Source organism: Kribbella sp. NPDC048915 (genome assembly GCF_040649595.1).
Classification (GTDB): domain Bacteria; phylum Actinomycetota; class Actinomycetes; order Propionibacteriales; family Kribbellaceae; genus Kribbella.
Genome location: NZ_JBEZFT010000078.1, coordinates 21,850 through 34,159 on the forward strand (window position 1 = coordinate 21,850; position 12,310 = coordinate 34,159).

The 12,310-nt window shown below is 69.2% G+C and carries 12 protein-coding genes; 6 read left to right on the forward strand and 6 right to left on the reverse strand.

Annotated elements, in window-relative coordinates; genetic code table 11:
• Nucleotides 1–18 precede the first annotated feature (18 nt).
• Nucleotides 19–429, reverse strand: a complete 411-nt coding sequence (locus AB0B82_RS28725) for an ester cyclase (RefSeq protein WP_360175215.1) — start codon at nt 427–429, stop codon at nt 19–21.
• Between the two features lie 75 nt (nt 430–504).
• Nucleotides 505–1,551, reverse strand: coding sequence for a cyclase family protein (locus tag AB0B82_RS28730; protein ID WP_360175218.1), 1,047 nt, complete (start codon nt 1,549–1,551; stop codon nt 505–507).
• A gap of 232 nt (nt 1,552–1,783) precedes the next feature.
• On the opposite strand from AB0B82_RS28730, the gene AB0B82_RS28735 reads away from it, so the two are divergent.
• Entirely contained in the window at nt 1,784–3,142 is a 1,359-nt protein-coding gene (locus AB0B82_RS28735) for an FAD-binding oxidoreductase (RefSeq protein ID WP_360175221.1), read from the forward strand.
• A gap of 3 nt (nt 3,143–3,145) precedes the next feature.
• Here the strand turns inward: AB0B82_RS28735 and AB0B82_RS28740 are convergent, their stop codons facing one another.
• The 4 genes from AB0B82_RS28740 to AB0B82_RS28755 all read right to left on the reverse strand — a co-directional run bounded on the left by AB0B82_RS28740 (nt 3,146) and on the right by AB0B82_RS28755 (nt 6,364).
• Entirely contained in the window at nt 3,146–3,751 is a 606-nt protein-coding gene (locus tag AB0B82_RS28740) for a helix-turn-helix domain-containing protein (RefSeq protein ID WP_360175224.1), read from the reverse strand.
• Nucleotides 3,752–3,802: 51 nt separating this feature from the next.
• Nucleotides 3,803–4,123, reverse strand: a complete 321-nt coding sequence (locus tag AB0B82_RS28745; RefSeq protein ID WP_360175227.1) for a multidrug efflux SMR transporter — start codon at nt 4,121–4,123, stop codon at nt 3,803–3,805.
• Nucleotides 4,120–4,785, reverse strand: a complete 666-nt coding sequence (locus tag AB0B82_RS28750; RefSeq protein WP_360175230.1) for an NAD(P)H-dependent oxidoreductase — start codon at nt 4,783–4,785, stop codon at nt 4,120–4,122. The genes AB0B82_RS28745 and AB0B82_RS28750 overlap by 4 nt, the downstream gene beginning before the upstream one ends.
• Nucleotides 4,786–4,867: 82 nt before the next feature.
• Nucleotides 4,868–6,364, reverse strand: a complete 1,497-nt coding sequence (locus tag AB0B82_RS28755) for a PucR family transcriptional regulator ligand-binding domain-containing protein (RefSeq protein ID WP_360175233.1) — start codon at nt 6,362–6,364, stop codon at nt 4,868–4,870.
• A 107-nt stretch (nt 6,365–6,471) separates the two neighbouring features.
• Between AB0B82_RS28755 and AB0B82_RS28760 the strand changes: the two genes are divergently transcribed.
• Genes AB0B82_RS28760 through AB0B82_RS28780 form a run of 5 tightly spaced genes read left to right on the forward strand, consistent with a single transcriptional unit; the run spans nt 6,472 to nt 11,416 of the window.
• Nucleotides 6,472–7,380, forward strand: a complete 909-nt coding sequence (locus AB0B82_RS28760) for a polysaccharide deacetylase (protein WP_360175236.1) — start codon at nt 6,472–6,474, stop codon at nt 7,378–7,380.
• A gap of 10 nt (nt 7,381–7,390) precedes the next feature.
• Nucleotides 7,391–8,314: an NAD-dependent epimerase/dehydratase family protein gene (locus AB0B82_RS28765; RefSeq protein WP_360175239.1), complete on the forward strand. Its 924-nt coding sequence runs from the start codon at nt 7,391–7,393 to the stop codon at nt 8,312–8,314.
• A complete protein-coding gene (locus AB0B82_RS28770; protein ID WP_360175242.1) occupies nt 8,311–9,204 on the forward strand; it encodes a polysaccharide deacetylase in 894 nt (297 codons plus the stop codon). Before AB0B82_RS28765 ends, AB0B82_RS28770 begins: the two co-directional genes overlap by 4 nt.
• Entirely contained in the window at nt 9,201–10,007 is an 807-nt protein-coding gene (locus tag AB0B82_RS28775) for an SDR family oxidoreductase (RefSeq protein ID WP_360175245.1), read from the forward strand. The genes AB0B82_RS28770 and AB0B82_RS28775 overlap by 4 nt, the downstream gene beginning before the upstream one ends.
• Entirely contained in the window at nt 10,004–11,416 is a 1,413-nt protein-coding gene (locus AB0B82_RS28780) for an APC family permease (RefSeq protein ID WP_360175248.1), read from the forward strand. Before AB0B82_RS28775 ends, AB0B82_RS28780 begins: the two co-directional genes overlap by 4 nt.
• Nucleotides 11,417–12,310 lie beyond the last annotated feature (894 nt).

Consider the following 12,310-nt stretch of genomic DNA (forward strand, 5'->3'; position numbering starts at 1 on the left):
TCGCCGGTCACCGAGACGCTAGTAGAGCTGGCGCATCAGGGTGGCTACGTCGTGGTACTGGCGGTCGTCGCGGATCAGGCCGTGTTCGAAGCGGAGGATCTTTGCGTAGGGCAAACGAATCTCGCGGCCGGGCTCAGGGACAGGCAGGTTGGGCGACAACGCCTTGCCGTTGCAGATGCCGGTGGCCACCGCCTCCACGACCAGTACGCCGGCTGACGGGTAGCGAGCGACGATCTCCTGCTCGTACTCCGAGAATCCCCCGAGCAGCTGGGAACTCCACTGCACCGTGGCGTCCTGGTCACCCACTTCGGCACCGCCGACCGAGAAGACGTACTGCTCGTGCAGCGTGCTCCGGAACACGTCCCAGTCACGGCGTACCCACGATGCCTGGTACCGGTCGTACACGTCGGACAAACTCACATCGATCACAGCACCGACCCTAGGTACGTCGGCACCGCCCCAAAAGACCATGCTCAGCCAGGCAGGGGTGATTTCTGGTCAGGGTCAGAAGAACGCGAGCGGGCTGGTCGGCACACCCGATGCACCGCGCACCGGAAGCGGGGTCGCCGCCAGGAAGAACTCCCACCGATCGACCTCGGCGCAGGTGTCCGCCAGGTGATCGAGCCACCACAGCTCGCCGATGGTCAGCCCCAGATCGCGGATCAGCCGGCTGTGCACCGGGTACGACGGCTCGCCCGCTGCACCGGCCGGCCACGGGACGACCTCGATCGTGCGATTGTCCATCGCGAGCGCGGCGACCTCGTGGCGATGCAACCAGGCGACGGTATCCAGGGCGAGACCTGGATGACCGTCGTCGAAGAAGGTCGGCCGCTCGTGGGCGGGCGTGCGGTAGAAGTACCCGAGTTCGCCGGTCCGGACGAGGAGGAGGTCACCGCTGCGCACGTCGACACCCTGAGCCGCAGCGCAGGCGTCGAGCTCGGCGGCCTCGATCGCTGCCCCCGGCAGCAAGCGCGAGACGCCTCGATACCGCGCGACGTCCAGCAGCACGCCGCGGCCGGCGATGCGATCGGTCAGCAGATGCGTCGACAGCACCCGCGCTCCGCCGTTCGACCCCGCCGTACCCACCCAGAAACCGTTGTAGAAGGTGTCTTGGTACGAGCAATGCGTCAGGCCGTCCCAGTGCGTGGCACTCTGCAGCGGCATGAAGATGTAGTCGTCGGCGCCGGGGTAGCCGCCCGACTCGCGGTCGGGCAGACCGCCCGCGACGAGGTCGGTGCCGGTGAGCGCGTGGGTGTGGACCACCAGCGGCCGGGTGGGATGGACCGGCATCTGCTCGTCGATCGGGATCGAGCAGGACACCACCCGGCCAGTGGTGGCGAGGCCGAGTGCGTGTGCGCGGGCGGCGTCGGTGATGAGGTTGAGAGTGCCGAGCTGGTCGAGCTCTCCCCAGCGGCCCCAGTTGTGAGGCTCGCGCCCGGCGACCGCTCCGGCAACCTTGCCGTTGGCATCGACTTCGTACGCCGGCGGACGCCACGGAAGCAGCCAGTCAGGGTGCGGTGCCGAGTCCGTGGCCGGATGTTCGCCGCTCACCGCATTCTCCTCGCTGTCACCCACCACCGTTCCGGGTCTGCGCTCGCAGCATGCCGTTTACCCGGCCACGATGTCGACGGACCCGACAGCCACGCAGCGATGACTTCGCGCCAACGCCGGGATCGGATTGGCCACATCCCATCGCCTCGTGTCCACGTCAGCTCTTCAGCGAAGGCGCCAGTTGTGCATAACCTGCCGGGACGGTTGCACAGCAAGGAAAGCGAGAAGGACAGTGACGTTGATCGGCGAGCTGCGTCGGCGGCTGAACGGACCGGTCTTCGGTCCGGCGGACACCGACTTCGCGATCGAGATCGCAGCGTGGAACACCGCGACGCTGCACACCCCCGACATCGCCGTCGGTCTGACCTCCGAACGCGACGCCGCCGAATTGGTGCGTACGGCGGCCGCCGCCGCGACACCGATCCGCGTCCTCGCGACCGGCCACGGCTCCGCGACACCGGTGACCGACGGCATCCTCGCCACCACCACCCGCCTCGACACCGTGACGATCGACGCGGTGAACCGGATCGCCCACGTCGGCGCCGGCTGCTGCTGGGATCAGGTGATCGCCGCCGCGGCCGAGCACGGACTCGCACCCATCACCGGCTCCTCCGACACGGTCGGATGTGTCGGTTACACCCTCGGCGGCGGCCTCGGCCCGCTCGCCCGGACGTACGGGTTCTCCTCGGACTGGGCCCGGCGCTTCCGGATCGCGATCGCATCGGGCGACGTCGTGACCGCGGACGCGACCGAGAACCCCGACCTGTTCTGGGCCCTGCGCGGCGGGAAGGGCGGCTTCGGCATCGTCACGTCGATGGAGGTGGAACTCGTCGAGCTGCGCACGATCTACGGCGGCTCGGTCATCTTCGACACCGCCGACCTCGCCGGTGTGCTGACCACCTGGACGGAGTGGACCAAGACTCTGCCCGACGCCGCGACCACCTCGGTTGTCGTACTTCGGCTGCCGCCGCTGGACGTCGTACCCGAACCGCTGCGGGGCAAGACCGCGCTGAGCGTGCGGTTCGCGTATGTCGGCGATCCGGAGCAGGGCGCGCGGGTGTTCGAACCGATCCGCGCCGCGGGTACCGCCGTGGTCGACAGCGTCGGCGTGCTTCCGGCGTCGGAGATCGCGATGATCCACAACGACCCCAAGGACCCCGGCGTCGCCTGGGATCGCGGCCTGTTGCTGAACGAGCTCGACGCCGAGTACGTCACCGCGTTCCTCGACGTGGCCGGTCCGGGGCAGGAGATCCCGTTCGTCGCGGTGGAGATGCGGCATCTGGGCGGAGCAACGCGCCGCGACGTACCCGAAGGCAGCGCGGTCGGCGGTCGCGACGGTGCGTACACCTTGTTCCTGGCCGGGGTGCCCGATCCGCGACTGTTCTCCCGCGTCCTGCCGGAGGCGGCCGATGCCCTGCTGAAACCACTTCGGCCGTGGATCTCCGGTCACAACACGATCAACCTGGCGGGCGGTTCGCCGGACCGGGCGACGTACGAGGCGTCCTGGCCGGCCGAGACCCGCGCGCGACTCGAAAAGGTCCGGGCTGTCTACGACCCGCATGCCCTGTTCCCTTACGGACCGAGCAACTGAGCCTCAGCGGGCGCCGAGGGCTCGGGTAGCGAGGAACTGCAAGCTGGCGGTGATTTCCGACGGCGACTGACCGCGCTGGTGGCGGAGGTGGTCGTAGAGGTCGGGCGCGAGTGGCGCCAGGAGTACGTCGGCCGGCGCCGCGCCGACACCCGCTTCCTCAAGGAGGGCGGTGACGTGCGCGCGCCAGAACCCATAAGCCCCGGTCTGGTATCGCCGGAGTCCGGTCTCCGCGCCCAACGTCAACGGCAGGTGCCGTTCGAGCAGGTCGACCATCTCGGTGTAGAACGCGCCGAGCCGCTCGGCCGGCGGCGCGCCCGGACCGAGCGGCGGCGGGCCGTCCAGAATCCGCTGCTGCAGTTGGCGTTCGTGCTCGTCGAGCAGCGCCTCCGCGACCGAGGCCGGGTCGGGATAGCGACGGTAAAGCGTCGCCCGACCGACCCCGGCCGCCTTGGCGATGTCGTCCATCGTCACTGCGCGCGGGTCGGCGGCCGCGGCGTACAACGCCTCAGCGGCCGCCAGCACCCTGGCCCGGTTGCGCGCGGCATCGGCCCGCTCGGCGGGCGCCGCCCCGACCGGGCGCCCGGTCAGCAAGTCGATCCGCTTCGGCATTGCAGGTCGCTCCTTCGGTGGTGGGCCGGCCGGTGGACAGCTTGCGCACCGTCACTCCGGGTTGGTCACGCGGGCGAGCACCAGCCCGCCGATGATCATAGCCAGCGCGGCCAGCCGCCCGGCGCTGAGCGGGTCGCGGTGCACGAGGATCCCCAGCCCGATCGCGCCCACCGCGCCGATCCCCGTGAACACGGCGTACGACGTCCCGACCGGAAGCGTCTGCATCGCCCGGGACAACAGGTAGACCGACGTCGCGCCGAGGACGAAGCAGATGATCGTCGGCACCGGCCTGGTAAAGTTCTCGGTCGGTTTGATGCTCTGCGACCAGACGATCTCGACCAGGCCGGCGAGCACCAGGATCGCCCAGCTCATGACGGTGTCCGGCGCGTGGCGATCTTGCCCGCGAGGTCGTCCACGGCGGTGAAGGCGTCCCGTACCGAGGCTTGATGGTCGTCCCAACGATTCGCCAAGGCTGGATCGACGGTCGCGTTCACCCACTCGACGTTCACGAACGTGACGTCGGTGACACCGAAGTGCCCGTCGAAGAAGTCCCGCAAGTACCGCTCCTGGTGGTCGACCGCGTACCGCGGAGCGCCCGGTACGTAGCTGCCACCGCGCGCCGACGCCACGACGACCTGGAGGTCGAGCCGCGCCTTCGGGAACGTGACCTGATCGATCCACGCCTTCAGCGACGCCGGCACGGAGAAGTTGTACATCGGCGTCCCGATCAGCAGCACGTCGGCCGCCACCAGCTCCTGCAGCAGCGGTTCGACGACGGCCCAGGCCGCCTGCTGCGCTTCGGTACGAGCACCCTCGGGCAACCGGGCCGGATCGGTGATCTCGTGTTCGAGGGCGTAGTCGCACAGCTCGGTCCACGCCTGCCCGATCGGCGGCACCGGATCCGCCACCAGATCGCGGTAGACGTAGGTGTCCTCCGGCCGCGCCGTACGCCACGCTTGGGCGAACGCCGCGCTCAGCCGCCGGGAGTGCGAGTTGGCCCTCGCACTGGCATCCAAGTGCAGCAAAGTCGTCACGTGTGTGCTCCTCAATTGATGGTGATTTCCCTGATGAGAGCACAAATCGGACATCATGTCCACTTATTCCGAGCGGTTCACCTCAGTCGTCGGGCGACAGCATCCGGCGCGCCAGGATCGCCACGGACAACGTCGTGAGCTGCCGTGGATCGGCCAGATCGACGTCGAGCAGTGACTCGATCTGACCGATCCGGTAGTACAGCGACTGCCGCCGGAGGTGCAGCCGGTCAGCGGCGGCGGTCTTCGCACCGCCGCACTCCACGAGCACCTGAAGGGTGTGCAGCAGCGGCCCGCCCTTCGCGCGGTCCGCCTCGATCAGTGGCCCGAGTGCGTCGTTCACGAACGCGTGCAGCAGGGTGTCATCGGGGTGGCTGTCCAGCATCCGCTCCACAGCGAGGGACTGCGCGACGACCACCGGTTGCGCGATCTGGATCCGCTTCGCGATCCGCAGGCTGGTCCGCGTCTCCGCCATCGTGCGGGGCAGGTCCCCGACGGTGCGCGTCGTCCGCCCGACGGCAACGCAGGCCCTTGCCTGACCGCGCAGCAGCCGCTGCGCTGCATCGCGCACCCTGCTCCCGAGCGACGGTCCCGCCTCCGGACGGGCTCCGATCACGGCGCACAGCGCGCCGTCGGTCAGCCCGAAGATCCCGTGGCCTGCGCCCTGGACCAGCTTGTCGAGGACGCGCGCCCCGTCGGCCACCCGCTCGGGGTCGACGGCAACGCACACGAAATGGTGCCGGGCGGCGGGCAGACCGGCCGCCTGCAGACGCTCCTCGAGCAGTCCCGCTGCCACCGGCCGACCGGCCACGAGTTGGTCGAGGACCAATTGCCGGACGCGCAACGATCCGGTGACGTCGGGTTGATGCCGGATCAGGCTCAGCCCGATGACCATCGGCGCCCGGTCCAGGACGGCGTCGACGAGCAACGACGACGGCCCGTCGGTCCCGACCGTGAGCCGCGCCCACGCCGTGGTGTCGACGACGATCGGCACCTCGGCCGACGGCGCGTCCGCCGTCCGGTTGCCAGCAGCAACCACTTGCCGGCCCGCGTAGTCACTGACCTCCGCCCAGGTGCCGAGGACGGCCGCCACCTGTTCGACGATCTCTGTCAACGTACCGCCCCGCGCGAGCGTCTCGGACAGCCCGCGGGAGATCTCGTCGGCATGGCGCAGCCGCCGTACCGAGTGGTCGATCAGCTCACTGTTGACAGCCTCCGCGACCTCGGTGAAGCGCAGGACCGGCTGCAGGACGACCACCGGCAGATGCAACTCTCGGGCCTCCTCGATCATCTCCGGCGGAATCTCCGCGAACGTCCGGCCGATCTCGAAGAACAGCCCGGCGATGCCCTTCTCCGCGAGCCGGCGGATGTAGATCCGGCGGGCGTGTTCATCGACCGCGAGCAGTCCGACACCGTTGGTCAGCAGCGCCTCGTCACCGCGAAGCAGCGGCGCGATGTCGTACAGGTCAGCGGTGTGGACCCAGCGGACCGGATGGTCCAACTGGTCTTCACCACTGAGCAGTTGGGGATCGGCGACGCTCAGCAACGGGTGGTTCAGGATCTCACGCAGGACCAGCGTCATGCGACACAGTGTCGCATCGCTGCAGCGTTCTCTTTGACAGCTTGTACATTGATCGGACAGATCGGCGGGTCCACTCTCAAGGCATCACTCCCACGAGAGGGCAACAGATGCCGAGTTCTCCCACCTCCTCAGGGCCGGACGTCAGCAGTTCCCCGGGTTGGCGCGACGGCGCGGCCGCCGTCGCGATGCTGACCTTCGCGGTGGACGGCGAGACGCCGGTCCTGGCCGCCGGTCGCCGGTACGCCGAGCACGCGATGGCGATGTCGCACCAGGCCTACGACCTGCGCCGCGGCCTGCCGCGACTGCTCGCGCTGCTGGCGGAGTTCGACCTGCGCGCGACGTTCTTCGTCCCCGGCCTCACCGCCGAACGCTGGCCGGACGCGGTGTCGGCCATCGTCGAGCGCGGCCACGAGGTCGCCCATCACAGCTACAGCCACCGGCCGTCCACCGAACTGACGCCGGCCGAGGAACGCGTCGAGTTCGAACGCGGCCTCGAGGCGCTGACCGCGTTGGGCATCCAGCCGACCGGCTACCGCTCGCCGATGTGGGCGGCCACCTGGCGGTCCGCCGAGCTCGCCGTCCAGCACGGCCTCGGCTACGACACCAGCCTGATGGACGACGACCGGCCGTACGTCGTCGACACACCGTCCGGTCCGCTCGTGGAACTGCCCCCGCACTGGTCCCTCGACGACTGGGAGCAGTACGCCTACCTGCCGGAACCCCAGCTCGGCAACGTCATCGAACCGCCCGAGAAGGCGCTGTCGTTGTGGCTGGCCGAGCTCGACGGGATGCGTGAGTACGGCGGTCTCTTCCAGCTGACCGCGCACTCGTTCCTGTCCGGGCGTCCGGGCCGCGCCCGGGCACTCAGGCAGTTGCTCGAGGCAATCGCCGACCGTGGCGACGTGACGTTTATGACCGGTTCGGAGCTCCGGACCGCGGTCCTCGCCGACCCCGGCATCGAACGCCGGACCCACGAGCCGGTCAAGGCCGATCCGGCCGTCTATCCGAACTGGTGAAGGAGAAATCATGAGCACACTTGTCACGGGTGGACGAGGTTTCGTCGGACGTCACCTGGTCGACCAACTTCTGGCCGCGGGCGACGAGGTCGTGAGCTACAACCGGGACTACGTGATCGACGACCGCCCCGGGCTGACCGTCGTTCAGGGCGAGCTCTTCGACCTGCCGCGGCTGACCCGCGCGATCGGCGAACACGGCGTGGACAGAATCATCCACACCGCCGGGCAGAGCCATCCGGGGGTCTCGATCGATCTCCCGCTGACGACGTTCGCGGCCAACGCCGACGGCACGCTCGCGGTGTTCGAGGCGGCGCGGATGACCGGAGTCCGCCGGATCGTGAACTTCTCGTCGGAGTGCGCGCTCGGCTCGGTGCTCACCGAGGATCCGATCCGCGAAGACATCAAGCCGGAGCCCACCACGACGTACGGCGTCACGAAGGTCGCCGGCGAACTCCTCGGGTCGGTGTACAACTCGCTGTACGGCCTCGAGGTCGTCTCGCTGCGGGTGACCGAGGTCTACGGTCCCGGGCTGTGGATGCCGAGCCTGCTCAGCGACATGATTCGCGCCGGGCTGGACGGGCAACCGTTCACGCTGCCGGAGGGCGGCGATCACCCGTTCCAGTTCGTCCACGTCGAGGACGTGGCCACGGCGGCACGGCTCGCCGCACGTGCCGAGCGACCGACCCAACCGGTCTACAACGTCTCCGGCGGTCGGCGGGTCACCGTCTCCGAGACCGCGCAGCTGCTCGAGAAGCTGTTGCCCGGCAGCCGGTTCGAGATCGGCGCCGGGTACCTCCCGGACTGGGACCGGCAGGGTCCGTACGACCTGTCGGCGAGCGAGCGTGATCTCGGCTACCGCCCGGACTGGAGCCTTGAGCGCGGACTGACGGCCACCATCGAGTGGTTCGCCGCCCAGTTGGGCAAGCAGCCATGAAACGAACGGCCGAAGCGTCGAGCAGCTGGCTTCGCGGTGCGGCCGCGGCCATGGTGCTGACCTTCGACGTCGACGCGGAATCCTGCGTCCTTGCCGAAGGCAAGCATTACGCTCAGCACCCCGGGGTGCTGAGCCACCAGGCCTACGGCCCGCGGGTCGGCGTACCGCGGATCCTCCGGATGCTCGCCGATCTCGACGTCCGGGCGACGTTCTTCGTCCCCGGAGCGACCGCCGACACCTGGCCGGACGTGGTCACGTCGATCGTCGAGGCCGGTCACGAGGTCGCGCACCACTCGTACAGCCATCGGCGTCTGGTCGACCTGGCACCCGACGAGGAGATCGCCGATCTCGAACGCGGACTGGAAGCGCTCGGCCGGCTGGGGATCAAACCGGCGGGGCATCGCAGCCCGCTGTCGTCACCGAGTGAGCGTACGGCGTCCCTGCTCGCCGGGTACGGCTTCCAGTACGAGTCCACGTTGATGGACGACGACCGGCCGTACCTGCTCGAGACCGACCGGGGCGTGCTGGCCGAGCTACCACCACATTGGACGCTGGACGACTTCGCGCAGTACGCCTACCTGCCGGATCCGAGCATCGGCCAGGTGGTCGAGTCGCCGCGCAAGGCGCTCGAGGTCTGGGCGTCGGAGCTCGACGCGATGCGCCGGTACGGCTGCCTGTTCGTCCTGTGCTGTCACCCGTTCCTGTCCGGCCGGCCGTCGCGGGTCGAGGCGTTGCGCGAGCTGATCAGCCGTGCCCTCGGCCACGGCGACGTCGCCGTCCTGACCGCGGCCGAGGTGGCCGCGCGGGTCACAGCAGATCCGCTCATCGACATCCGCCCCCACAACTCTCGCCGTACTGCGGCAACGAATCAGCTGACGGAGGCATCATGACTGAGATGACAGGGCGGGTGGCCCTGGTGACGGGCGCGGCATCCGGAATCGGCCTCGCGGTCGCCGAATGCCTGGCCCGCGAGGACGCCGCGGTCGCGCTGCTGTCCCGGCCCGAGGACGACCTCGACAACGCCCGGAAGCGCTGCGCGGCGGCCGGCGCCGACGTGCTCGCGATCGGTGCGGACGTCGGCGACCCGGAATCGGTCCGGAAGGCCTTCGCCCAGGTCGAGGCCGAACTCGGACCGATCGATGCCGTGCACAACAATGCCGGCATCTCCACGGTCGCGCCGCTGGCGGACACCAGCGACGAGGAGTTCGACCGGCTGGTCCGGACCAATCTGGCCGGCAGCTTCTACGTACTGCGCGAGGCCGCGCGGGTCATGCAGCCGCGACAGCGCGGCGCGATCGTCAACACCGGTTCCGAGCTCGCGTTGATGGGCCAGACCGGGTACGTCGCCTACACCGCGACCAAGGGCGCGATCCTCGCGATGACCCGGGCGGCCGCGGCCGAGCTCGCCTCCTGGGGCATCCGGGTCAACTCGGTGTCGCCGGGGACGACCAAGACCCCGATGTTCCTGCGCGAGTTCGACGGTGTCGAGGATCCGGAGACGGAGCTCGCCGAGAACGCCGCGAGCGTGGCCCTGCAGCGCATCGCCGAGCCGTCCGAGATCGCCGAATGCGTCAGCTTCCTGCTGTCGGCGCGAGCGGCGTACGTCACCGGCACGAACCTGGTGGTCGACGGTGGCCGTACGACGTGCATTCCTGTCGGCACCGTCGGTACCGCCGTGGAGGTGCTGTCATGACCACGAAAGAACCGCCGGCCTCGCGGCTCGAGGAGCTCGGCTACAAGCAGCAGCTGGCGCGGCGGCTGAGCGTCAAAGAGGTGGTCGGCCTGGCGATGGCGGACGTCTCACCGACAATGGCCGTGCTGTTCCTGACCGCCGGGGTGTTCGTCGTCGGCGGCACGTTCTCGATCGGCGCAGCCTTCATCCTGTCCGCGGTGGTCATCATGATCGCGCTCTGTCTGGCGGAATTGGCCGCGCTGTTCCCGATCGCCGGCGGGATGTACTCACTGGTCCGGCACGTCCTGCCCGGGCCGCTGTCGTGGATCACCACGTTCAACTACCTCCTGCAGGGCGTGGTCATCCCGGCCAGCATCGCGCTCGGCATGGTCGGCTTCCTCAAGGACCTGATCCCCGGGCTCGGCCTGCCGTCCACGGTGCTCGCGGTCATCCTGCTGGCGCTGGCGATCGGCGTCGCACTGACAACGGTCGAGGCGGGCGCCTGGACGACAGCGGTGATGGTCGTCGTCGAGCTGATCGTGCTGGCCATCGTGACCGTCGCCGCACTGCTGCACCCGCACCAGTCGCTGGCCGACGTCACGTTCAGCCCGATGGTGCTGGACGGCGGCCAACTCACCGCGGTGACGGTCGCCGTCATGCTCGCGACGCTGGCCCCGATGTTCAACGTCATCAACGGGTACGACGCTGCGCTCGGCTTCGCCGAGGAACTCAAGGGCGGCGAACGCAACCTCGCGAAGGCCGTCGTCATCTCCGCCGCCCTCGCCTGCGTACTCATCGTCGTACCGCTGATCTGCGCGGTCATCGCGGCGCCCGACCTGAAGGAGTTCTTCAGCTCGCCCGCGCCGGTGGTCTACTCGGTCGAGGCCGCGCTCGGGTCGAGTGCCAGGATCATCGTGGACGTCGGTGCCTCGATCGCACTGTTCAATGCGATGCTGTCGCTGCTCATGTACTTCGGCCGCGGTGTCTACACCACCGGCCGGGACGGGCTGTGGCCGCGCGGCGTCAACCGCGCATTGTCGACGCTGAACCGCTTCCGCTCCCCCGCGGCCGGCGTCCTCGCGCTCGCCGTACCCGCCGCGGTCCTGGTCTTCACCTCGGCACTGAACTTCCTGATCATCTTCGCCGGCACGATGATCGCGGCCGTGTACCTCTGCATCGGCCTCGCGGCGTTGTACAGCCGGCGCAGTCACGCGACGGCGCGGCGCCCGTACAAACTGCCGCTCTGGCCTGTCCCACCGCTCATCGTGGTCGCCTTCACCGCCTTGGCTCTCGCCACGCAGGAACGGCAGTACCTGATCGCGGAAGGCGTCCTCGTCCTGGTCGCCCTCACCTGCTGGCTCGCCTCCCGCCACTGGAACCGCCCGGCGTCCGCCGACCCCGTCCCCACCGCAGCGCAGGTCGACAGCTGACCCACCGCCTGAGGTTTCAGGGGTCAACCCGGAGTTTGTGGGTTGACCCCTGTGACGTCCCCGGGCCGTGACCAACGACGCCGGCAGCCGGGCTCCCACCCTGGGCACGCAACTCAGCCGACCGCCCGCGGTGGGCGGCGGACTCTGGCCAGGGGCTCCACCACCAGGGGTATCCGGCTCTTGTGACTGATCCGTGGGTGGACCCGAGCGACCGAGTCGGCACCCGCGCCGTGCAACCGCGCTGTGCAACCGCGCTGTGCAACCGCGCTGTGCAACCGCGCTGTGCAACCGCGCTGTGCAACCGCGCTGTGCAACGGCGCTGTCCGACAGCGCGTGTTCCCGCAGCCGAGGCCGTTGAGCCCCTTCCGGGGACCGCGAACACCTATCCGGGAACCGCGAACACCCATCCGGGACCGTGCCTCCCGTACTGGGACCTTGCACAAGCAATAACCAGTCCACACCCACCACCACATGTTCAAGCCCCCGTCTCCAGCCCGCACGACCACCGGCGCAGCCAACCTCGCACGAACGGATACGCCGGCCAGATGGGGTTCGTCACTCGTACACCAACGAAGAACCCCGACACGCGCGGGTATCCAGTCGTACACCGCGCCGCGGATCGGTCGGCGCTGATCTGGTCAGCGGTGATCTGGTCAGCGGTGATCTGGTCGGCGGTGATCTGGTCGGCGGTGTCCGGCACACGGTGACGGTGCGGCATGGTGCCGCGTGACGGCGTGCGGCGGAGGCGTGGCGTGGAGGCGCCGCGTGGCGTGGCGTGGTCGTAGGAGTTCGCGGGTTTCCCGTCCCACGGTGGGTTCACCCACGGTGTTGTGGGTTCCGCACCCTTCACACGGGTCAGGAACCCACAACACGATGGGTGAACCCACCGCGCGG